The sequence below is a fragment of the Spirosoma lituiforme genome, from assembly GCF_054776635.1.
This window is the reverse complement of record NZ_BAAHBO010000008.1, coordinates 118,020-142,513: the sequence shown is the minus strand read 5'-3', so window position 1 is coordinate 142,513 and position 24,494 is coordinate 118,020. Positions and strand designations below refer to the sequence as shown.

General features: G+C 51.3%; 16 protein-coding genes. 3 read left to right on the top strand and 13 right to left on the bottom strand.

Annotated features, from left to right (window positions below):
* The 6 genes from ACYU87_RS22930 to ACYU87_RS22905 all read right to left on the bottom strand — a co-directional run bounded on the left by ACYU87_RS22930 (position 1) and on the right by ACYU87_RS22905 (position 10,985).
* The gene (locus tag ACYU87_RS22930; RefSeq protein WP_461136441.1) at positions 1-495 is read right to left on the bottom strand and encodes a hypothetical protein; all 495 of its coding nucleotides are present in this window, start codon (positions 493-495) and stop codon (positions 1-3) included.
* 21 nt (positions 496-516) lie between these two features.
* A complete protein-coding gene (locus tag ACYU87_RS22925; protein ID WP_461136440.1) occupies positions 517-1,353 on the bottom strand; it encodes a hypothetical protein in 837 nt (278 codons plus the stop codon).
* Positions 1,354-1,369: 16 nt separating this feature from the next.
* The gene (locus tag ACYU87_RS22920; RefSeq protein ID WP_461136439.1) at positions 1,370-2,743 is read right to left on the bottom strand and encodes a RagB/SusD family nutrient uptake outer membrane protein; all 1,374 of its coding nucleotides are present in this window, start codon (positions 2,741-2,743) and stop codon (positions 1,370-1,372) included.
* Between the two features lie 19 nt (positions 2,744-2,762).
* Positions 2,763-5,795, bottom strand: a complete 3,033-nt coding sequence (locus ACYU87_RS22915) for a SusC/RagA family TonB-linked outer membrane protein (protein ID WP_461136438.1) — start codon at positions 5,793-5,795, stop codon at positions 2,763-2,765.
* 322 nt (positions 5,796-6,117) lie between these two features.
* Entirely contained in the window at positions 6,118-7,767 is a 1,650-nt protein-coding gene (locus tag ACYU87_RS22910; RefSeq protein WP_461136437.1) for a RagB/SusD family nutrient uptake outer membrane protein, read from the bottom strand.
* A gap of 26 nt (positions 7,768-7,793) precedes the next feature.
* On the bottom strand, positions 7,794-10,985 hold the full coding sequence (locus ACYU87_RS22905; RefSeq protein ID WP_461136436.1) for a SusC/RagA family TonB-linked outer membrane protein: 3,192 nt from the start codon (positions 10,983-10,985) through the stop codon (positions 7,794-7,796).
* Between the two features lie 583 nt (positions 10,986-11,568).
* Here ACYU87_RS22905 and ACYU87_RS22900 point away from each other — a divergent pair.
* On the top strand, positions 11,569-12,090 hold the full coding sequence (locus ACYU87_RS22900; RefSeq protein ID WP_461136435.1) for a redoxin domain-containing protein: 522 nt from the start codon (positions 11,569-11,571) through the stop codon (positions 12,088-12,090).
* A 12-nt stretch (positions 12,091-12,102) separates the two neighbouring features.
* Here the strand turns inward: ACYU87_RS22900 and ACYU87_RS22895 are convergent, their stop codons facing one another.
* The 6 genes from ACYU87_RS22895 to ACYU87_RS22870 all read right to left on the bottom strand — a co-directional run bounded on the left by ACYU87_RS22895 (position 12,103) and on the right by ACYU87_RS22870 (position 21,306).
* Entirely contained in the window at positions 12,103-13,341 is a 1,239-nt protein-coding gene (locus ACYU87_RS22895) for a hypothetical protein (RefSeq protein WP_461136434.1), read from the bottom strand.
* Positions 13,342-13,470: 129 nt separating this feature from the next.
* The gene (locus ACYU87_RS22890; RefSeq protein WP_461136433.1) at positions 13,471-14,169 is read right to left on the bottom strand and encodes a hypothetical protein; all 699 of its coding nucleotides are present in this window, start codon (positions 14,167-14,169) and stop codon (positions 13,471-13,473) included.
* 13 nt (positions 14,170-14,182) lie between these two features.
* Entirely contained in the window at positions 14,183-15,907 is a 1,725-nt protein-coding gene (locus ACYU87_RS22885) for a SusD/RagB family nutrient-binding outer membrane lipoprotein (RefSeq protein WP_461136432.1), read from the bottom strand.
* Positions 15,908-15,947: 40 nt separating this feature from the next.
* Positions 15,948-19,235: a SusC/RagA family TonB-linked outer membrane protein gene (locus tag ACYU87_RS22880; RefSeq protein WP_461136431.1), complete on the bottom strand. Its 3,288-nt coding sequence runs from the start codon at positions 19,233-19,235 to the stop codon at positions 15,948-15,950.
* Positions 19,236-19,583: 348 nt separating this feature from the next.
* The gene (locus ACYU87_RS22875; protein WP_461136430.1) at positions 19,584-20,363 is read right to left on the bottom strand and encodes a patatin-like phospholipase family protein; all 780 of its coding nucleotides are present in this window, start codon (positions 20,361-20,363) and stop codon (positions 19,584-19,586) included.
* 82 nt (positions 20,364-20,445) lie between these two features.
* The gene (locus ACYU87_RS22870; RefSeq protein ID WP_461136429.1) at positions 20,446-21,306 is read right to left on the bottom strand and encodes an MBL fold metallo-hydrolase; all 861 of its coding nucleotides are present in this window, start codon (positions 21,304-21,306) and stop codon (positions 20,446-20,448) included.
* Between the two features lie 207 nt (positions 21,307-21,513).
* On the opposite strand from ACYU87_RS22870, the gene ACYU87_RS22865 reads away from it, so the two are divergent.
* On the top strand, positions 21,514-22,296 hold the full coding sequence (locus tag ACYU87_RS22865; RefSeq protein ID WP_461136428.1) for a cytochrome b/b6 domain-containing protein: 783 nt from the start codon (positions 21,514-21,516) through the stop codon (positions 22,294-22,296).
* On the top strand, positions 22,293-23,111 hold the full coding sequence (locus tag ACYU87_RS22860) for a molybdopterin-dependent oxidoreductase (RefSeq protein WP_461136427.1): 819 nt from the start codon (positions 22,293-22,295) through the stop codon (positions 23,109-23,111). Before ACYU87_RS22865 ends, ACYU87_RS22860 begins: the two co-directional genes overlap by 4 nt.
* Before the next feature lie 14 nt (positions 23,112-23,125).
* Here ACYU87_RS22860 and ACYU87_RS22855 read toward each other — a convergent pair.
* Positions 23,126-24,494 (bottom strand): alpha-L-rhamnosidase-related protein (locus ACYU87_RS22855; RefSeq protein ID WP_461136426.1); only part of this gene is annotated, 1,369 nt, incomplete at its 5' end.

The window sequence follows — 24,494 nt, the reverse complement described above, 5'->3', positions numbered from 1 at the left end:
CTATTTGGTTGTGGTCGAGTTGAACGTAAACTGGTAGCTGGCATCAATATCCGGGAAATAGTATTGAATGGTTAGTACCGTAGCGGTCAGGTTTTTGATGGTCCAGGGGTATTTACCGTTCAGTATGGGCAGGTAAAACTCCAGCGTGGCATTGGCATTAACAAGCGTCCAGGTATCGGTCACGTAGATATCCGGATCAGAAGCGCTGCACTTACTGGCCCCCTCGCTGGCTTCAAATTTGTGCTCCGCATCGGCGTAGAATGTACACAAGTCGTCGGTTATACAAGGATTTACACCACTCTGCGAAATGGGTATCACACCCGACGGATTATTGTTGTCAATAATCTGGAGCGATACCATTTTCCAGGATTTTTTCTCCGTACCGGTCAGCAGTTGTGAATATGTAGCGGGCTTGGGCTCTATCTTCTCGGAACACCCCCCCAGAAGCCACCCCACTACAGCCGGAATGAATAATAAGCGTATAAATTGTCGCATAGTCGAAATTCGTCAAATGCCTTACTGGGGCGTGTAGGTTTGTACGTAATTCAGGGTTGTGTCTTTTGTGCTGCTCAAGGCAATCTTGAACTGTAGATTCAGCGTGATCGTACGATTTCGGGGATTCCAGGCACCGGTTCCCTTGATGGTATCCGTCGACCCCAAATCCGCACTGCTCTGCGTCGGAACGGTAAGCGAGTTGTCGCCGTTGTCGATGAACGTCAGCGTTGGCTTAATGGCCTCGAACGACAAAAAGGGAATGCCCAGGTTCCAGTTGCTCACGAGGTAGTTCTTACAATCGCTGCTGGTAATATTTATGTTCGGAACGGTAGCCGTCTGCGTGCCATATTTCTGCGTACCCGTGTAAGAACCACCTAATAGACAATCGTCCTGAATGGTCAGTACCAGTGTTTTGCCCACGATGTTGTTCTGCCCAAAGCCAACCTGCAGCGTGCTCGGCTGCACACCCGTGAGGGTAAACGTCAGCGAGGATGATTCCAGAATGTTATTGGCGTTGTTGATCAACTGGACCATGATGTTGCCCGAACTGGCCCTAGCGGGTATAACCACCGTTCCTTTCGTGCCGACAATACTATAGTCTTTTCCTTCGCGGGCGGTGCCGCTAATCACGTAGTTAACCGTAATGGGCTGATCCAGTTGCGGACCAACGTTATGCACCTGAATGGCAATCGGTTTGCTGTAACTCTCCTTGTACGTTACGGTCGTATCGGTAAAGCGAACAAAATAAGGTCCCTCGAACGTACGGTCAATGTCGCTTGTCTCACAGGCAAAAATGCCCATGCCCAGCAACACAACTAGCCCGATTAATCCGTATAATTTATGTTTTCTCATCATCATTAGTCTGCGCTGTTACTTAATAACCTGGATTCTGTTGAAGGGCGGTGTTCTGCTGAATTTCCCGCTGGGGTATGGGCCAGAGTTCGTAACGGCTATTCCAGTTAGGCGAAAACGCCGACATAACGGCCTGCGCCCTGCCCGTCCTGACCAGATCGTACCAGCGCTGGCCTTCGAACGCCAGTTCATACACACGCTCGCGCTCAACGGCCAGCAATACATCCGCCTGAACCCCAGCCGTTATAGCTGTTGCTTTCGCCCGGGTTCGAAGCACGTTCAAATCGGCAATGGCCCCCGTTGTACCCGTTAGTTTGCCCTGCTGTGCTCTCGCTTCAGCCCGAATCAAGTACATCTCAGCCAGCCGCATCAGGACAATGTTGTTGTTGTCGTCAGAAGCTGTACCGTACTTCCGCACCGTCCAGCCATTGTCATTGCCCCGTTGCTGCTGCGCGTTGAAGGAAATAGTAGTACTCCGCGTACCGGATTCGGCTGAGTTTAGCGAATTGATCAGTTGATTGGATGGAATAACTTCCCGTCGGCCAACCAGCAAGTTATTCAGGCTGTAAGCACCCGTTCCCGGATCATCGGTCAGATTATAACCAACTTCCAGAATCGATTCACTGGTAAAGTCTTTCGTCACAATATCAGAGTAGTTGGTTTGCAGTGCGTATATCCCTGAACTGATGACAACGGTAGCCAACGACTCAGCCTGAGCCCAGTTTTTCTGATACAGGTAGTAGCGCGACAACGCAGCCTGACAATTTATTTTGTTGAGATACGCTGAATTCGTGGTTGCATTGGTCGACGTGGTGCTCACATTTGGCAAGTCGGCCAGTGCCGCCTGATAGTCAGCCAATACCGATGCGAGTATGTCTGCTTTTGCCGATCGGGCAATGGTGGTGTTGGCCGTTTGACTTGTAGAGGTAACCCTGGGAATATCACCAAAAGTGTATGCACCAATAAAGTTAGCCCAACCCCGCAAAAACTTAGCTTCAGCCATCACCTGCTTCCGGGTGGCTTCCGGTACCGTCGTTAGCGTTGGTAAACGCTCTAAAATAAAGTTAGCGACGTAGATGGTATTGTACATATTGGCCCACAGCGCGTCAATGGCTCCGTTCGTAGCGGTAATCCGCTTCGTTCCGAATTCAATATTATCAGTGAATGTGCCATTTGCCTGGATGTAATCGGCGGTAAAATCCCCGGCGATGATGTTGGGAGCCGCCATACTTCGGAAAGCACTGTATAAACCGATCCGAACGGGTTGCACGTCGTTGGGCTCGTTGAGCACCAGTTCATCGACAAGTAGCGTCACCGGTTTGGGTTCCAGCACCTGCTGACAGGCCGCCAGGCCAATCAGCGTAATCAATAAAGTATATCGTATAAAGCGAGTCATCGTAAAGCGAAGTAGCAAATTAGAAATTGAGCGTTGCGCCCACCAACAAGTTTTTTACCTGCGGAAACGTGAAAAGATCGATACCTTGAGCGGTAGTCGATCCATCGAGCGTACTTACTTCCGGATCGGGGCCGGAATAACGGGTCCAGGTCAGCAAGTTCGTTGCCGAAACGTACAGGCGGGCATTGCTGACTTTATATTTGTTAATCCAGGCCTTCGGGAAGTTATACCCCAGGGATATGTTCTTCAGCCGTAGGTACGATCCGTCTTCGATGAAGCGGCTACTTGTGTAGTTATTGTAGGTATTCTGATACACGTACCGGGGAACACTCGTAATGTCCCCTTCTTTGCGCCACCGTTTCAGAGCCTGCCGGGTCTGGTTGTTCTGAATATCGGCACCGGCGTTCAACAGCGTCTGATTTGAAAAGTTCAGAATACTGTTACCGTACGAAAACTGAAGCAGCGCACTCAGATCAATGCCTTTCCAGGATACTCTGTTTGTCAGGCCACCGTACAGCTTGGGCTGCGCATTGCCGATGACCTGTCCATCGGCGGGTGTAATACGACCATCTCCATTTTTATCGTCATAAATGGCATCACCAGTAGCGGGATCAACGCCCAGGAATTTCAACCCCCAGAAGGTTCCCAACGGTTGGCCCGGTACAACAACATTAGTTCTGGCTACGCCGTTGCCCGTATACCCCCGAAAAACCGGTTCGGAACTGGCCAGTTCTACTACTTTATTGCTGTTGTGCGATAGGTTCAGGTCCGTGCTCCAGCGAACCGCTTTATTCAGGTTCACGGTCGAAATGGTCAGTTCGACCCCTTTGTTCGATACTTTACCAATGTTGCCCTGCACTGTACTGAAGCCTGTGGTTTGCGGGATAGGCTGCGCAAACAGGAGTTTGTCGGTCAGGTTGTCGTACGCATCCAAAATGACATTGAGCCGTCCACTAAAAAACGAGGCATCCAGCCCGATGTTCGATTCGCGGGTGCGCTCCCATTGCAGACTGGCGTTGGCCAGTGCTTGTGGGCCAACGCCCGTTGAGCCACTATAGGTAACCGACGACCAGGTACCCAGGAACTGAAAATCACCAATGCGTTCGTTCCCCGTAAAGCCAAAACTAGCCCGTAATTTCAGGTCGCTCAGAAACCGGAAACGTTCCATAAACTTCTCACTCGACAGGCGCCAGGCAACCGATGCAGACGGAAATGTACCGAATTGCCGACTCCGCCCGAAGCGGGAAGAACCGTCGTAACGAGCGGTTATGGTTGCCAGGTATTTCTCATCGTAGCTGTATCGTACTTCGCCAAACGACGACAACAAACCACTGTTTATCAGGTCCGATCCACCCTGATCAACGGTACCGGCCGAGCTTATATACGTGAAATCATCACTGGGAAATAACCTCCCCGTCACATTTCCACTCCGCTGGGTACGCTGCAAGGCTTCAAAGCCAGCCAGTGCATTGAACTGATGCTTTTCGGCCAGTTGAAAATTGTACGTCAATGTGTTCGTATTGACGAAAGTCGATATAGAGGTATTGATAAAGACGCCGTAACCTTGTCCACCCACACTAGGCAAAAACCCGCCAATGGCCGTTGTCGAAGGTTCAAACTGATCTTCCGTTATGTTATTATAGTCAATACTGAACTTCGACCGGAAGCGCAGGTTCTGCAGAATCTCATATTCAGCGTACAGTCCCCCCAAAATTTTAACGGTATAGGCGTTGAAGCGGGGCAACAGCGCCTGCCCCACAGGGTTGAAATTAGGAAACCCCGGATATTCGGCATCAGCCGGTCCATACAGACGACCCTGTTCGTTATAAGGCGAATAATACGGCAGACTTTTTACCGCTCCCGAATAGACCCCATCCAGAAAGTTGTCTCCTTTTACCCGTTTGTTCAGCACGCTGGATAACGTCAGATTGGTACCGAAGGAAAGCTTGTCAGTAGCCTTATGATCCAGTTTGAGTTGACCGGTAAACCGCCTGAACTGGTTGTTCAACTGAACACCTTCTTCATTCCGGTAGCTGCCGCTAAGGTAGAACTGGGTCCGGTCATTGCCACCCTGGGCCGATAATTGGTACTGCTGATAAACCCCTTTCCGAAGCACCGCATCAATCCAGTCGGTATTCTGCCCATTCGTAACCCCATTAATCAAGCCTAATTTGTCGGGATTCAGCCCGGCATTCGTGACGGCCTCCCGCTGTAGTTCGAGTAGTTCCGTAGCATTCAATAAATCGGGCCGACGAACAACGTCCGTAATGCCCCGTTGCACATCAGCGGTGAAGGTTGTTTTTTGGGCTTTACCGCGTTTGGTCGTTACCAATACGACGCCGTTAGCTGCTCTTGATCCGTAAATAGCTTTCGCTGAGGCATCTTTCAGGACCTGAATAGACTCGATGTCGTTTGGGTTAAACAAGGCAAACGCATTATCCGTCTGGCCACCAAATTCACGGTCAGACAGTGCCCCGTCTTCCACCGGAACACCATCGACAATGAACAAAGGCCGGTTAACAGCAGAAATAGACGTATTCCCCCGTACCCGAACGGTGAGTCCACCACCCGGCGTACCCGACGACTGGCTTACCTGCACACCGGCCGCCTGACCTTGCAGGGCCTGATCGAAACTGGTTACGGGAATATCCTTGAACTTGTCGGGAGAAACGGTTGCGATCGAGCCGGTAATGTCTTTGCGCTGGGTTGTGTTATACCCCGTAACGACTACCTGCGTCAACTCATTGACGGCTTCCTGCATTTTCACGTTAACAACCGTACGGTTGCCAATGGTTACCTCCTGCGCTATCAGCCCAATGGAAGAGAACAGAAGGATAGCCGTAGGACCGGGGGCCGTAATGCTGTACTTTCCATTCGCGTCGGTGCTGACCCCGTTCGTGGTTCCCTTGACAACAATATTGACGCCGGGAATCGGCAAATTGTCCTGAGCCGACGTAACCGTACCGGTGATGCGCTGGCTTTGAGCAAGCAAATAGCCCGGCAACAGGAGCAGCCAGGCTGACCAGATAAAACCCCTATAAAATTTCCTCATGTATACGTTATACTCCAAGTAAAGTCTTTTAAAGTTTGGGCACTTAATCAAACAAAACAATATACTAGAAAATGCAGCAAGCTACTATTTTTTCAAACGTAAAAATTAATTGTGTCGTATAAATATACTGGATAGATATAGTAGTTTACCAGCCTGTACGTCTACCCGGATTTTTGCGAATTGGTTTACCCCTACCTCTATTCATTCCCGTTCGGCTCGGCCCGATACGGCATTTTTAAGATTCCAGCAGGCGGGTGCTTTTCAAGACAAAAAAGGCTCCCCAGTACGAATGGAGAGCCTTTGACAAGAGCGACGGGTGTTCTTACTGTTTTGGATTTTTTGTCGCGGCACTGCCGGCAACGGGCGGGTTATACGCGATCTCATTATCGGGTACATCCCAATAATCCAGGTAGCCATAGGTAATGGTTGCATTCCGGCTGACAACACCCGTGCGACTGAGCGCAACGGCTCCCGTACGACCGGTTTCCAGCAGGCCCCAGCGACGGGCATCGTAAAACGACAGTGCCCGAAACAATAAACCAACCCGGCGTTCCCGACGTAATTCTTCTTTGGCCGCATCCAAGGTCAGGCTCGTACCGGCAACGGCAGCCAACCCAGCCCCCTGCACCTTGCGCACTTCATCGACTAAAGTAAGTCCTTCTTCTATTTTGCCGGTGTTGATCAACGCTTCCGCTTTCATCAACTGGTTTTCTTCGTACGAACTCGCCAAGTATAATTCATACCCACCCGCGTTCGTATTCGAATATGAGATAACAGAGGCACTCCCTTCGGAGCCGGTTGCCCCCCGGTTAATCAGATTCCAACGGGTAAAGAAGGCGTTCCCGCGGGAGGTTTCGCCGATGTACGGTGAACTCCGCTGCACGAAGTTATTAGACAGGCGCAGATCACCGGTTTTGAAATCCTGGATCAACCGTTCGGAGATTTTATAGGTGTTATTCGCCCCCGTTGTTTTTCCCGAAACGGTGCCCGTCAGTGGTAAAAGGAAATCACCAGCCGTATTGGAACGGCCCGTAAAGACAAAGTCCGAAGCGAGGATACCCGCATTGGTGAGCGTCAGAATATCGGCCCACTGGGCCGCCGTCATGGCACTAACCCGCGTATTGACCAGGATATTCCGGGCTTTCATCGTATTGATGTTCCGTACCCACATGGCGGGCGTCAGGATGCCTCCTTTGCCAACCCGGTTGAAGCTCGGAATCAAGCCCGTCATCGTAGCCGTATAATCGGCACTGGTTGGTAGGCCCGACAGGATTTTTGCGGCTTCGTCGAAGTTCTTGGTGGCTTCGGCAATCATGGCTTCTTTCGTTACATAATTGCCATTGGTACCATTCAGTGCTTCGCCGTTTGCCTTGTCGTTGATCACGCCCGCATAATACATCGAGCCAATCCGCGAGTAGGCATAGCCTTTCCACCAGTAAGCCCAGGCTTTCAGAACGCCTTTTTTCGTGTCTGCTTCGCCCGAAAACGTAGTCGCATCAATGTTTGCCAGAAGGGTGTTGGCGGCATTGTTCATGTTGTACATGTACGCCCACTCGTAATAGGTGGAATTTTGAAAACCCGTTGAGTTAACGTTCGCCGTGATGCGGATGAAATCGATCTGTTTGCTGGGTGAGTTCGGATTCAGCAAAACCGTACCGTCATCGAGGGTAATCTGATTTGGCGCGCCGATCTGGTTGATAAAGACGTTGGCAATGTCGGTTCCGATCACATCGCCCATCAGCTCGTGGTTACCAATGGCTCCCGACCAGAAATAGCCCGGAACGCCGTCGTAGTATTTTACATCCCTGAAACCGGTAATGTAAAATCCTTCCCCAAACGAAACCAGACCCGATTCAGTTTTCAAGGCTGGCGATGAGGGCTGGTTGGGATTCTGAACATCCAGTTGCTCTTTACAGGACGCCATACATCCGGCAAACACCAGCGTTAAGGCATATAGTTTTAACGTATTCATACGATCAGTTTTTTGAGATGGGTTCCTTAGAATCCGAAGTTTAAAGAAGCCTGATACGACTTGAAGTTTGGCATCGTACTGTGATCGGTTCCTCTATCCCAGGCCGAATTCGATGTTCCCGAGCTGACTTCCGGATCGAAACCCGTGTACTTGGTCAGCGTCCAGAGGTTACGCCCCGACAGCACCAGCTGAAGCCGTTTGACCGCCGGAATCCGGAACGCTCTGGCCAGATCAACGCCAATCGAGATGTTTCTCAAACGCAGGAAGGACGCATCTTCGTAGAAGTAATCTTTGGTACCGTTGGCTGTACGCTGGGCATATACGCCCCGGTAGAAAGCCGTCCAGGCACCCGTCTGGCCATCGATGGTGAACGGATTCGCGTAGTCGCTGTGGATACCATCCCGATACATCCACTCTTTGGTCTGGTTGTAGAGGTGGTTCCCGTTAACCCAGTCGAACTGAACGCCGAAGGTCAGGAAGTTCTTGAACGTCACGTCGTTGATAAACGACATATTGAATTTCGGGTTTGGATCACCGAAGCTGTATTTGTCGGCGGTGAAGTAAGGCTGTTTGGTTATTTTGTTCACAACATAGCCGTTGCTGGCCAGGGTATACTGCTCCTGATCGGCCACGGGGATAAAGGGCGTACCGTTCGGGCCCAGCTCGTCAACGCTGTGGATGGATTTGTACCCGTACAGCTGACCTATTTTTTCGCCTGCTTTCAGTACGTAGTTCGTGCTTCCGGCATTGGAGGTAACCACGATCGGCGCGTCGCCCCGAACGGCCAGAATCTGCGAACTTTGTTTACCGAAGTTGATGGTCGTATTCCATTTAAAATCAGCTCCCTGGTAAACCGTCGAATTCAACGACATCTGAAGGCCATTCGAACCCAGGGTGAAGGCGTTATCCGTCAATTTCCCCAATCCAACCGAGGGGGCTACGTCGACCTGGTAAATGGCATCTTTCGTTTTCCGATTCCAGTACGTAGCCGACAGGGCAATGGCGTTCAACCAGCTACTGCCCTTGAACAAGCTGAATACCATATCGGTCCCAATCTCCAGTTCTTCCGATACTTCAACGCCCAGGGCCGGATTGCTTTGCTGGTTGGCATAATAGAATCCCGTTGTGTTCCCAATCGTTGTTGGGGTGATGGTCACGTACCGGTCGAACGGTTGCGGCTGAATACCCGCCTGCCCGTAAGCGGCCCGCAGCTTCAACTCAGGCAGGAAGTTGTTGACAGGGCTATTTTCCCAGAATTTAAGGGACGATAACCGCAGGTACGCATCGCCACGCGGGAAGGTGAAGGGCTTGGATCCCTGACCGAACGCAGACGAATAATCGCTTCGGAAACCACCCGAGAAACCGGCAAACTCACCGATTTCAAACCGCTGATTCACCAGATAGCCGTAGGTAATGAATGGCTCCACATAATCCCGGTACACCCGCCACGAGGTTGTATTGGCCGCGTTGTATGGCGCATAGGCGGCTGGCAACCCAATAGCATCACTGGTGTATTCTTTCACCTTGCTGTTGCGCCAATCGAACAGGGCCTGCGTAGTCGATTTGATCGGCAGATTCAGGTGAAAATCTTCTTTAAAATCGAACGTTGCGGTAGCCGTCGCCAGAAAGTTCTGGAACACTTTACTGTTCACATACTTTACCAGTTCACCTGTATTCGTTGTATTGTTGAGGGAAATGTAATTCGTCGCCCCCTGCGTTAACCAGTATTTGTTGTTGGCGTTATTAGCCTGGTTAGCGTATTCCAGATCGCGGTTCTGGGTCTGGAAATTAAGGCCGTACTTCAAGTCCAGATCCACATACTTCGGAAACTTGTAGTTGAGGTTCAGGTTCTGAATGATGTCAACTTTGTTGTCGTTGTTGCGGGTATAGGCCTGCCGGTACGACGGGTTCGACGCGTTGATACCGATCGTTTGGTTCATACTCAGCGGAATAGACCCATCCGTCGTCGTCAGGTCAAAGTCAGCTAATGGATAGGCATTCAGCAGGCTGTACAGAATAGTCCGGTCCAATGATTTCAGCGTACTTTTCGTGTACGCCAGCTGCGTAATCGAGCGCAGGGTCAGGCCTTTAGCCAGCTGGGCACCGATGTTGGCCGATAAGTTGCTCCGATCCCAGTAGCCGTTGTCCCGAATGTTACTCTCCTGGTGGCTGTTCGAGGCCGACAGGCTAAAATCAGCTCGCTGACTTCCGCCGGTAACCGCAACACTGTTGTTGATGGTATTGGCCGGTTTGAAGAAATAGGAGAAATGATCATGATATTGCAGATTGGCGTCGTAAGGCTTGCTGTTGGTAGCCGTCGGATCAGTCGAGTTGTATTGCACGTTTTCCGAGTAGATCCCATTCACGGCATCGTACACGATGGGCTTCCCCGACGAACCAATGATGTTGTTGCTGGCATCCGTAGCAAACGCGTGGTATCTGGCTTTGCTCAGTCCGCCATTATTCAGGAAGGTATTGACGGCAATACTCGACGAGAAGTCAATGTTCAATTGACCATTTTTACCCTTTTTGGTAAACAACTGGATAACCCCGTTAGCCCCCTGCGCCCCGTAAATAGTAGCCGCAGCCGCACCCTGCACGACCTCAACGCGCTCGATGGAGTTCAGGTCGATGGTTTGCAGGCTGGTAGCACCCATCTGAATCCCGTCGATCAGGATCATGGGTTGCGTACCCCGGTTGATGGTATTGATACCGCGCAGCAGGATGTTTACGTCTGCCCCTGGGGTACCGCTCCGGCTGGTGATTTGAGCACCCGGAATTTTACCGATCAGCGCCTGATCGACCGAAGCCGAAGGCGTTTGCGGTAAATCTTTGCCCGAAACCGATTCAACTGAAATAGCAATTTTCCGTTTATCAGTCGCAACGCCGACTCCCGTTACAACAACTTCAGAAAGTTGCTTGGTGTCTGTTGCCATCGTAACATCGACAACCGAATTGGCCCCAATGGCAACCTCTTTCGTGGCCATGCCGATGAACGAGAATACCAACGTACCCCGTGCAGGAGCTGCTATGGCGTAGTTACCAGCAGCATCGGTAACCGCTCCGATTGTGGTACCTTTTACAATCACGGATACACCGGGAACAGAACTCCCATCTTCGGCAGACGATACTTTGCCGGTGATTTTCCGTTCCTGAGCCCAAGCTACAGTCCAGACAGAGCTTATCAACAGGAAACTCAATAATAGAATTTTACTCATAGATGTTGTTAGTTAGGACGAACTACTTTCCCCTTCCTACAAAACTATGTGCAAATAAAACACAATACAAAATTCCTACATTTTGACCTTACTCAATTTTTTGTAAGGAGTAAGCACCAAAATTCAGAATATTATTTTAAGATAAATCAAAACTGCTTTAATAACGATCCGTTCGTATGATGCTTCTTTGTTAATTTCAGAATAACATGGAATTTAAGTATTTTAATAGTTTTAAGTTATAACGAAGAACAATATAAATTATACCTCCTTAAGTCCAATACAGCTTACCTATGAAGAACGTTGAAAATAATACTTTTACCATACTGGTATAAGTCACCAGTTGTTGATAAAAAAGTAATAACGCTTATAATGAGACACTTCCAACCCTACTGGTGTAAACTCGATAATACTGAAATTTAACTATTGCTGTATACACTGACTGGCCATTCGGTTGCTTTCGACGAAAATAGCGTATTGATTTAAGTACAACTACTTATTATTTATCAACGAATATGCGTAGATTTATGACAGCAGGATTCACCTTTGGCAGTAACTACCAAGACCTTACAGCTTAAACAAGGCCATGATAAGACGATACAAGCGTGCAAACAGACTAGGCATCTTTACGATCTATCTCTTTTTACTGTTTCTGGCAAGCGGAGCAACTCCACCACGACTGACCGTCTACACATTTTTGAGCACGGAATGCCCCATTAGTCAGCGGTATGTTCGAACGCTGGTTGACTTACACCAGCACTTTGCTCCTTCCAATATTCAGTTTGTTGCGATATTTCCACTCCCGTCCGACTCACCACAGGTTATAAAGCGTTTCCGGGCAGATTATAAATTATCTTTTTCCAGCCATCCCGATGCGGATGCCCAACTGGCCCGTCATTTTAGGATACGGGTCACGCCCGAGGTGGTCGTGATGCAGGCTGACGGCCGTATCGTTTATCAGGGAGCTATTGACGATTGGTACGTTGGGCTGGGCAAGAACCGCGCAGAACCTTCCCGGCGGTATTTGCGCGACGCACTCGACGCGCTGGCTATGGGGCAGGCAGTGGCACACGCCCGAACGGATGCGGTCGGCTGCCTGGTTGAGTAGGCGTTCTGCAAATCACTTCACGTAATAGAAGACCAGATTCATCATTTCGTCTGTCGAGTTCCAGCCGTAGCCAACCGGTCGGGCGGGCCGACTAGGGTTGAGCGGATTCTGGTCCGTATTGTCATAATTCGCTTCGGCAATGATGGTCGAGCCTTTGGGCAGTATAAGTGGAGTCAGGAAGAAGTAGGTCAATTGCCAGTTATAGTCCCAGTCATCAATTTTGATCAGATTTACCGCATCCCCATCCGGTGTAATAGCAAATGCACGCACAGATCGACCTAGTCGATGCATGTGCGGCAGCACAGATAGCAGCCTGACCGTGTCGGGCAAGGGGCCGTAATTGATGTAGAAAGTCGGTTTTGTACCAGCAGCCAGTTGAAACGGCTGATTGGTGATGTTGTTTTCCGTAAGCGTCAGCGTTTGAACAACCCGTTGAACAGGTTTCCGAGCAAAATACAACCGCACTTCCGATTGATCCCTGTCTTCCTTCGACGAAGGCGAATAATGAATGTTAAGAATCAAATCACTTCCCGCCCGAATCCGTTTGGCAGCTCCCGCAGGAAACGTCACTCGGTCGTTGCCCGGCACCCAGCCATACAAAAACTCATCGGCGAGTGGTGTTTTCTGAAAGTCGTGTAGGCGGGGATCATCTTCTGTGATTCCGTTGATGGCCGCCATTGTACCGGTCGAATCGACCATTATACGGCTGTGATGCAACAGTTTACGATTACCTGGTACAAACTCGATCGCTTCTACCCAAATGTCTTTTGACAAACCCATCGGCACATGAAAGTACCGGAAATCCTCGCGGCCATCGCCTTTGATCACGTAAGGGTTCATACGCAACACCAGATCGGGCCTGCGCACTGCCGGCCGGGCGGGTGTTATACTCGTCGGGCTCCTGCTATCCGTTTTTCCTTCACCCGGCAGCATACCCCCTTTTACCCAGTCCTGAATCGTCTTGATTTCAGTTTCCGATAAGCCCCGCTCGTTGGCATAATGCTGAAACTGACGGTCGGCGGGAAAGGGCGGCATGTAGCGTATCTGCGTTACTTTAGCTACAAATTTGCCCCGTTTGGCAACGTCTTCGTACGTCAATAGGCTAAATGGACCCAGACCACCCGGCTGATGACAGGGCGCGCAATGACGGGCCATAATGGGCTGAACGTCGGCCAGAAACGTTGGCATCTGAGCGCGAACCGGCCCAATCCAAAAAGCAAATCCCAACAAAAGAAGGCTGTTTTTTTTCATTCGTTTCGGTAACCTACTCTAGTTTACAACGCACAAAAGCAGACTGGTCAGCCTGCTCTTGTGCGTTGTTCTTAAAATGCCGGTGGTAGGTGATTTATGTGTTCGCCAGGACCGTCAAGGACCAGGAAATTATTTCACCGTCCAGGTCAGACTACAGTTTGCCGATGCCTGAGAGTAAGGCGTTGGATCACCACAAATACTGTCCGAGTTCCAGACACTGAACACCAATCCATCGGTGGTGTAAAGCTTCCAGGTCATCACGAATTGATCGGCCGCTACAGTTAGTTTGTTTACCGTACCTGCACCCAGCAACCGCTGCCCATCAACGCGTGGGCGAGACGGATTATCGAACACTTTTACGGCATTGGTCCCGTCGTATTTAACCGTGGCATCCTTGAATAAGGCGTAAACATCGGCTGGCGTAATGGAGAAGGTCGTCCATTCGCGGTTACCGGCGGCTGGACTAAGGGTCTTCACTAGTTTGGCACCCAATGAGGCTGACTTAGGATTCCCATCGGCGTCGTTATACGACTCCAGCATGTTTATGTACACCTCTACCTTATTGACAGTCAATTTATTGTCGAGTGACACCCAGCGTATTTTCAGATTTTCCTTGGCGGCTGACTGATTCGACACGGGGAAATTAACGGCATTGGCAACGGCATTGGGGCGGCTGCCAGCGCCATCTTTAGGTTCGGCAATATCAGCAAAAACGCCGAAGGCATGAACGCCGGGTTCCCAGCCGGGCATGGGGTTCAGTGATTCATCACGGCAACCAAGCAGGACAAACAGTCCAAAAAACAGTGTGTAGGTCAGTATCTTTTTCATATAAAGTCAATGATTAAAAAGTCCACTTCACTTTTACCTTATCCCAGAATATTGGGTCGCGGTCGAAGATGACGTCGGAAACATAGTTCACCGCGTTGCTGTTCAGGCTTCCTTCCTGCGCCGGGTATGGCAACCGGAGGGCGTACTGCCGACTAGGCCTTAACAGCGGAGCCTGTATAGTCGTCGAGAACTGCTTGAACTGACCCTGTACCGGGTAACCCGTCCGACGCATCAGGTTCCAGATTTCCTGACCCTGGCCCCAGGTCGAGAACCAGACTTGCTTAGCTACCACATTCAGTTTACTCTGATCGGTTGTAGCGGCATCATACAGTTTCAGCCAGGCGTTCACGTAGTCCGTGATAGCGGTTGTCGTGGGCGCAACGGTTTTGGCATCGGCGGCCGTGGCGAACTTAACGACCGAAGCAATTTGCTCCCGCATAGCCGTTTCGAATAACGCCCGTGCATCGCCCGTTACTCCGGTACCATCCAGAATGGCTTCGATCTGATAGAACTTGACGTTCCAGCTCATGATCAGCGGCCAGATACCATTACCCGTTCCCGTACCACCCGTCAGGGCTTTCGCGGCAATCTCCCGTCCTGAGTACAGTCCACCAGCCGGATAAGCACCCGGTGCCGTACGCAATGGTGTATCGGCGGCAGCACCCGTATTGTCAGCCCGGTCGCGACCGAAGAAACCAGCCAGATAGAGTAAATCACTGGAGGTAAGATCCTGCGTATTGTTGTAATACGCATTTTTGTACTCAGCCAGAAACGATGCCCGAAGCGGCAGGTAAGTGCCACCAAACGGAATAGTACCGCGATCGGTTGGATCGGACGGATTCAGAATACGGGTTGCCTGGCGGTAAAAATAAAGCGGCAGCCGGGGGTCTTTGTTGAGGATCATTTCACCCATCAACTGGTGGTTGATGTACGAGAATCCATTATCGGACAGGTACGCATTCCGGAACCAGGGATGGCGGTTATCGGCGGGCGAAATCTGCGTTGAATACTGGTAGTAGAAGTCCTGACTGGATGCCGTAATGTATCCACCAGCATCGAAAGCCGCTTTCAAATCAGCATTGCCACTCGCACGACCTTTCCGGGAGTTGAACAGCAGACGTAACTTGATCGTTTTAGCCAGCCGGGTCCAAGCAGTGGCGCTGCCTCCGTTAATAAAATCGCCCGACACGGCCACCGCCTGTGTTTTGGCAAACTCCAGGACGGCCTGATCGCAAAGCTTCAGCAGGTCTTCGTAGATCTCCGAATCCTTGTCAAACTTTACGGCCCGGTCCGTACCGGCTACGTTCCCTTTCCAAGCGTCTTTGTACGGAATATCACCAAACGTATCGACCATGTTCCCGACGGCGTATGCCTTGAGTGTCATGGCGATACCCCGGTAATGCGGATTGACCCCGTCTTCGGTAGCCCGCAGCATCTGCTCCACGTTCTGCATGCTCAGGTAGAACGAATCCCAGGTGCCATTGTAGGAGTTGTTATCCAACCCATAGCTGTCCGAACTGCTTAGCTGACCGGCAAACCCGCCAGCGTCGTATACGATTAGTGTTGCGGCATTGATAGCGGCTTGTTCAGCCCCCGGCAACAACAGTTTCAGCGAGCCATTGGCCGGTAAGTTTGGGTTGGTGTTGATATCCAGATTGGTAATATCGCACGCACTCAGCAAAACGGTGCTCCCGGCAATCAGCAACGTTTTTAAATATGATTTGTACTGTTTTTTCATCAGTCAGTTCGAATAAATGAGAAGTTGATGGAGCCGTTTCCTAGAACGAAGCGGTCAGGTTAATCCCGTACCGACGCGTTGAGGGAGCTGCTCCCAGATCAAATCCCTGAATGTTGGAATCAGGATAGCTGGACAGCACTTCCGGATCGAAGTTCAGACCCGGCAGCATGTTGGGGGCCTTGAACCAAAGATTACGACCCGAGGCCGAAGCCCGTAGCGAACCAAATACTTTCAGGTACTTTTTCAGGAACGCCTTCGGTACATCGTAGCCGAGTGTCACTTCACGCAGCCGGATAACGGTGGCATCGTATACGTTAGTTTCGTTGGCTCCGTAAGCGCCAAATCCGTTCGAGAAGTGGTATTGAAAAGCCGACATGGGAATGGTGTTCCGGATTTCATTTCCACCTTCATCCAGAACCGCTTTGTATGTTGTCGGATCACCCAGCACCCCCGGAATGACGCGCATGCCTTCCCGATCTTCCGAATTTTTCAACTGACCACGAAGCTGTAAGGAAGCCGCCGTCGACGAGAAGATTTTACCCCCTTTGCGGTAGTCGATCAACGCCGACAGGTTGAAGCCTCTGAATGAGAACGAGTTGGTCCAGCCGAGTATGAAGTCTGGTGCCGGATTGCCCAGCAGTTGCGATTGGGGCAGAGCAAAGGGAAGGCCCGACGTGGGGTTGATCAGCAGTTTGCCATCGGCGCTGCGCGCATTGACCGAACCATAAATCATACCGAATGGATTACCGACGCGGTGCATCGTTCCCAGAGCCGATAGCCCGGTGCCGCCCAGAAAGATTTCGTTGGACGGGCCCGCATCGACCACATTCGAGCGCAACTGAGTAAAGGCAAACGTCGATGACCACTCAAAACCATTCGCCAGCCGCACCGGAATCAGCGTAAGGCCAATTTCCAGCCCTTTGTTGTCAATTCGTCCAGCGTTGGTGATCTCGGTCGCAAAACCCGTCGACGTAGCGATACGCCGGGGCACGATCAGATCCGTCGATTTGCGGTAGAAATAGGCCAGATCGAGGTTGATCCGATTGTTGAAGAACTGCAATTCCGTCCCTATTTCGGTTTCTGCCGTAAACTCGGGCTTCAGGTTGAAATTATTGAGCTGGGAAGGCAGGCTGGTAACCGAGTAGGCGGTCCCATTCACGAACATACGGCCCAGATTGTACTGTGTATACACCAGATACGGGTCGGCATCTTTACCCACCTTGGCAAAGTTGGCCCGAATTTTACCCATGTTCAGGATGTTCTTGGGTAGTTTAAAGGCATCAGTGAATACGAACGATCCTGATACGGCCGGATAATAATAGCTCTGTGCCGAAGTCGCCAAAGTCGATGAATGATCGTTCCGCAGCGTAGCCGTCAGGAACGCGAAATTGTTGTACGATACGCCCAGCTCGCCGAAAATACCGTATATCCGACGCTTCTCATAATACTCGCCCGCCGTTTGGCTCAACGTACTCCCCACGAGCAGTACGTTAGCATCAATGACCTGACTACCAATCTGTATGGCCTGGTCGTAGTTGCGTTCGTTGGCGTTGAACCCAGCTAACAAATGGGTTGAAAAATGCTCACCGAAATCATGCGACGCTGTTGCCAGAAAGGTAAAGTCCGTTTCCGTTTTCGTAATGTCCGTTCGTGACACCTGACCCAACGGCACGATCGTACCGCCCGGACGAACGTTATTGTGGCGCGTTTCGTGGTACGTGTTTACCCCACCACGAGCCGTCAGGTTCAGCCAGGACGTTACATCGTAGTTTACAGTCATGTTACCGAACACCCGGTTCACATTCGACTTGTAGAGGTTGTATTTGGCAATCCAGCGCGGATTGTCCAGCGACCGGAAATAGACGTTCGATCCATCGACGGGGTTTTCGAACGGATAGCCGTTCAGATCGTAGTTCCGTGGGTTGTAGAACAGACGGTCATAAATAGAACCACTTGAGCCGGAGCTATAATCGGCAAAAAACGACGCGCCTGACTGCGGGCTCTGCTGCCCCGTGTTGACGTAGTTCACGTTACCGGCGATGTGCAGCCCATTGTTCAGCGTGGCGCTACCGCCGAAGTTCAGCGAGGTACGGTTGGAGAACGAGTTCGGAATAATTCCGTTGTTGGTGGTTCTGGATACCCCCGCGTTCAACGACGTTTTATCGCCCGTTGAGCTGATGTTGACCCCATTTTCAACGACGCTGCCCACTCGGAAAAAACCACCGATGATGTCGTGCGGCTGTAACGCGACAGGCAATGCGTTGCCGTTGGCATCCAGTAGCTCCGGGAAGGCCGATTTATACCGGGCAGCCGTGTAGGGAACGCCGACAACCGGGTTCGGAACGGTTCCTTCGGGATAGCCGTCGACGATCGTTTTTGAGTAGCGATTGAAGCCAAGCTGGGCGTTGATCCGATCGACCTCCGATGGGAAAACCGTTCCCCAGTTGCCGATAAAGCCTCCATTGTAGGTCTGGTTCGAACCTTGGGTGTAGGTATCCTGGTAATCAGGAACCGTCGAAATTTTTTCCGTCGAATAGGAGCCGTTGTACGTTACTTCGAGGCCTTTTTTGGCACTTTTACTCCCCGATTTTGTCGTGATAACGATAACCCCGTTGGCACCCCGTGACCCGTAGAGCGCCGAAGCAGCCGCGCCTTTCAGTACGTTCATGCTCTCGATGTTGTTGGGGTCAATATCGTAGGCCCGGTTCGAGACAACACTGTTATTGGCGTAGCTTGAACCAGCGCTGTTCGATGAGTTATCGAACGGAATGCCATCCACAACGAACAGCGGCTGGTTATTTCCGGTAAATGACGTGTTGCCCCGGATGTTGATCTTCGTGCCCTGGCCCGGCGCACCACCACCCGACGTAATGTTGACACCGGCTACTTTACCCGATAAAGCCCGTAATGGATCGGGCTCCGAACGTTGCTGGAGAGCCGACCCTTGAAGGTTCGTTGTGGCATAGGCCAGCGCCTTTTTCTCGCGCTGAATACCCATGGCCGTTACTACTACCTCGCCCAGCTGTTTCGAATCGTTCGCCAGCCGGATATCAATAACGGAGCGATTACCGATTTCTACTTCCTGCGTAGCAGATCCCACGAAACTAAAGACCAGCTTCCCACCACCAGCAGGTACGCTAATCGAATAGGCTCCATTCGCATCGGAGTTGGCTCCTTTAGAACTGCCTTTTAACAAAATGGAGGCACCTGGGATGGGCGTACCATCTTCGGCGGCCAATACCTTACCTGTGATTATTCGCTCCTGAGCCCATGCCGGCACCCAGAATGAGCATACGATAAGTATGCTCACCAGTAAAATTTTCCTCATAAGTAGTTTCAATAGTAAGTTAAGAAATTGGGCATTAACCACAAAACTAAGTAAAGACTTATTGTTATCAAACTTTTGTTAAATACCTTTTATACCAATTATTATATGTATTTAAAATAATAATAAAGAATATTATTCCTAATGTAAAAATTCCTATAATTAGTTATAAATACTTAATTTATTAGATATGATTACTCAACCGAGCGTTACAAGAACTAATTTTCCTGTTCCGCTTATTTTCCAGGCATCCGCCGATTATTGCCTATGCGTTCTTTATTGAATTTCACCAACAAAAAATGCCGGACCTTGACGCCCGGCATTTTTCTAATGATCGCCATAGGCGATAAGTTAGGATAATTCAAGCGCGGCCCGCTCAAGCGCGTTGCCAATATCGGTCGCTATGGAGCGGGTGTACTGGTGACCAATTCGGAACAGCTCCCGAGCTTTGCTGATGTCCGTTGTTGTGTATTGCGAAAGCTGGGGCGGCTCAATAAGCACCTGACATTTCGCAAAACGGTCTCTTGTCTTACTCTGTACGGCAAGCACTAAACTACGCTCAATCACCCCCCGCATGGAGGTAATCGGTTTGCGCGGTCCCAATACGTTGCAGTGCGATCCGATCAGAAAGTCAACCTTGTTTTCAATGACATCGACGGGCAGGTTGTTCAGGACACCACCGTCTACGAACTGGCGCTTGTTGATGAGCATTGGTTCGAAAATGCCTGGCAAACAGCAGGAGGCCAGTACGGGTCGAATTAGCTCGCCTTTGTCGAAAACAACCTGTTCGCCCGCGTTCAGATCGACGGCCACCACGTGTAGCGGAATTTTAAGCCCTTCAAACGAATCGTGCGGAATGTACTTTCGGTACAGGTCAACCACCATATCCAGGCGCAGCAACCCCATGCGGTTCCAGGCGGGCCGCAAATGGCGCATAAACGCCGAGGACTCAATAATTTTCAGACTTTCGTCGGGTGTATACCCCTGCGCCAGCAAAGCCCCCGTGATGGATCCGGCGCTGGTACCGGCAAGCTGATCGAACTGTATGCCCATCTCCTGCAAGGCTTTTATAACCCCCAGATGGGCAATACCACGGGCACCTCCCCCCGATAACACCAACCCTATTTTCATATCGTTCAGACTATTGCTTACTAACGGCCTGTATCCTTTTTTGGTTTTGTCACGTAGCGTGGTGGTGCCGCATGCCATCCCGTTACAAGAGCTCCGCCAGTGTTCCAGTGTCTTTTGCCCGGATACCTTTTTCGGTTCGTTCCAGGGTAGCGGCTTCTGCGTTCGGGTCATGATCGAATACGAGTATCCAGTTTTCGGCAACGGCCCGATTGAGAAAGGTCGTTTTCTCGTCGAGCGTAAGGAGCGGGCGTACGTCGTAACCCATTACGTAAGGAACGGGTATATGGGCCACGGATGGGACAAGGTCAGCGCAGAACGCTACCGTACGCGGCTGACCGTTGCGGCCCGTGAGTTGAAAGATAGGCAATGTCATTTTTTCGGTGTGCCCGTCTACGTAGAGCAACTCGACACCAGGCAGGCTCAGGTCTTCGCGATCAATGAACCGCAGTTGACCATTCTCGTGCAGGGGCATAAAGTTTTCGCGCAGGTAAGTGGCCCGTTCGCGGGGGTTTGGATTCGTAGCCCAGTCCCACTGACCGCTGTGACTCCAGTAACTGGCCCGAGGAAAGGTCGCGTCGAGGGTTGTGCGGCTGGCATCCCGGTAACGTACGGCCCCACCCGCGTGATCGAAATGAAGGTGCGTTAGCAATACATCCGTCACGTCGTTGATCGAGTAGCCAGCCTGCTCAACTTCCCCGACCAGGGTTTTGCCGTTGGGCAGGTCGTAATAGGCAAAGAATTTGGCATCCTGCTTATCACCCGCACCCGTATCGACCAGCATCAGCCGATTCCCTTCTTCAACGAGCAGGCAGCGAAGAGCCCAGTTGCACAGGTTTCGCTCATCGGCGGGATTCTGTTTTTGCCAGATCGACTTCGGCACCACGCCAAACATGGCACCACCATCGAGTTTAAAAAGACCAGTGTCAATGGGTTTGATCAGCATACGGACAGTATAAGGTTACCGGACAAATATAAAGGTAATCCCCGACAACCCGGAACGCGCCAGTATGCAGTCGTTACCCGATTAGATCAGATTTTAGGGAGAAGCGGCCCTTTACCCAATCTTTTACCGGCTGACGTTGTTATAACGTCGAGTGACCATCATCTTTATCCCCGTCAGGCAACCCATTCTCTTAATCACGCTTACTGCATGAAACGCATCGTTCACAAACACCCGCTGGCGATCCGGTGGTTTCACTGGATCAACTTCCCGGTTCTGTTCGTCATGATCTGGAGTGGTCTGCTGATCTATTGGGCGTATGATCCGTATAAAATCACGATCGGCGGCTACACGCTTCTTTCCTTTTTTCCGGATGGCTTTTACGAATTCCTGAACGTTCCGCGCCGGTTGGCCGAGGGCATGGCCTGGCACTGGGTGTTTATGTGGGTGTTTATGCTGAACGGGCTGGCCTACGTTATATACACGTTTGTTTCGGGCGAATGGCGTCATCTGCTACCCAACCGGCACTCCTTTCGTGAAGCCATTCAGGTAACGCTGTACGACCTGGGCCTTCGCAAAACGCAGCCTCCCTTTATCAAGTACAACGGTGCCCAAAAGATAGCCTACACGGCCATCATGCTCATGGGCGTGGGATCAATACTGACCGGATTTGCCATTTACAAACCCACTCAATTTTCGTGGCTAACCCGCATATTGGGTGGCTATGAGCCCGCCCGATTGCAGCATTTCGTGCTGACCATTGGCTACGTGCTGTTTTTCTTTGTGCATGTCGGACAGGTTATTCGGGCAGGCTGGCAAAATTTCCAGTCAATGGTCACGGGATTCGAAATTGTCAAACCCGTTGCTCCACCCAATAAACCGGTGACGCCAGAACCGTCGACCATGCCAGTCATGCCAACACCCCAGCCAACGGAAATACAACCCGTTGCCCCATCGAACTCTTCATTGACCCCTAAACCTACCCTCTCGTGAGCCAGTTAACCGAACCAGAATTACCCGAAAGTGATGTACCCGAATCAGCGGTTCGTCGGCGAATGTTGAAATCATTTGGCTGGTTTGCGCTGGCCGCTGCCGTACCCGTGGGCATCTACGAATGGATCACGCACAGTCCTAAATTACTGGGTGCCAGAAAGCCATTCCGGCGCGTCCTCGACGCCAACGAACAGGTGGCCAGAACGTATTTCAGCAACACGCATCTGGTCCGAACCTATCCTGTCAATCAGGCGGCAAAAAAAGCACGGGTCAATGGGTACGATGGCATCAAGACGCCCGTTTCTGACGACTGGAAGCTGCAAATTGACCAAAAAGCGGGTACCTCATCCGATCAGAGTCAGGCCCTTTTTCTAACCATCGACGACATTAAAGCCTTGCCAAAGCACGAGATGGCGTACGAATTTAAGTGCATTGAAGGCTGGAGTCAGATTCAGCACTGGGGCGGGGCACGCCTGTCCGACTTTCTGGTAGCACACAAACTCGGCACCAAAAGCGGTAACGCGCCCAACCCAGCCAACACCGATGATCTGTATAAGTACATCGGCATGGAAACGCCCGACAAGGGTTATTACGTCGGGATTGATATGGAAAGTGCGCTGCACCCGCAAACACTGCTGGCTTATGAACTGAACGGCGAACCGATTAACGCACCCCACGGGGCTCCCCTCCGGCTTATTATTCCGGTCAAGTACGGTGTCAAAAATCTGAAACGGATCGGTCGGATTTTCTTCTCCGATGAGCGGCCCCGCGATTTCTGGGCCGAGCGAGGGTATGATTATTACGTAGGGCTTTGAATTAACTCGATTAGTTACAGGTTCACGGTCTGTTTACCGGCCTTGAGCGGCATCGATTTTCCTTTCCAGCGCAGGGTACCAGCCAGATTAGTGGGCAGCGTAACCGTGCCCGTCAGGCCACCCGTTGGCGTCTTCTGAAATTGAACGGCAATCTCGCCCAGGGGATGAGGCATTTTCCCGTCAACGGTTGTCAGATCGCCCAGATACGGCTCGATGCGTACTGACCTGAACCCCGGCTCAGCGGGTCGGATACCGCAGGTCGTCGACATAAATTCATACAGCGGGGATGCGCTCCAGGCATGGCAGTCGGAACGAGTCGGCTCGGGATTTTCGGCGAAAGTGGTCAGTCCCATAGCTAGCATGTCACGCCAGGGCTTTAACTGGGCAATAAACTGGTCGCCAAGTCCGGTTTTTTTGAGTGCTTCGAACAGGTAAAATTTGAAATAGAAAGTAGCCTGTGTCAGGGATGTATCCGTAACTGTTTTTTGAACCAAAGCCGCTTGTTGGGCGGCTGGCACCGCATCCGTCAGGACAGCCAGAATATTGGCATGCTGGCTAAACGCCGTTTTTTCCGGCGTATCAGCCAGCAACCCACGCCCGGCATCCCAGCACTGAGCCAATACGGCTTTATTCAGCCGACGCCCCAATTCGCGGTAATGTTCGGCCAGTTCATTCTGTCCATAATGCGCAAGTAAATCGCCCGCCCGAAAATAGGTATACGCCTGTTGCAGCGACAGTATGCTTGAACCGCCCCTACGGGCACCCGCCGGAACACCGCCCGCAATTTCCTCTTTCGAATTTTTCCAGTCCGACCAATCGACAAAATTCCACCATTCGAGTGGCCCGTTCAGCCCTGTTTTGGCGATCCGTTGTTCGTGCCATCTCAATACGCTTAGAATTCCCGGCAACATCGACTTGACAAACGCATCGTCCTGCCGATGCATCCAGTAGTCGTGGATCATGCAGACCCAGAAAAGCGAAAAGGTCGGAATTACCTGAAAATCGGCCGATGGGTAGCGACTCTGCGTCAGACCATCGTTGAACCGGCTATGATCGTAGTCCTGAATAGCTTTCCGCATCAGGCGGTCATCGCCCGCAACGTAGAGCGAAATCAGGGATTGAATCCGGGTATCGCCCGTGTATTGCAGTTGCTCATAGTAGGGGCAATCGTAATAGGTTTCGCCCGCGCACAGCCGCGCCGTCCGCCAACCCACATTCCAGATGGCTTGCAGCGTCGTGTCGCCCGGCATGGAGTTGCCCGGCATGGAGTTGCCCGGCATGGAGTTGCCCGGCATGGAGTTGCCCGGCATGGAGTTGCCCGGCATGGAGTTGCCCGGCATGGAGTTGCCCGGCATGGAGTTGCCCGGCATGGAGTTGCCCGGC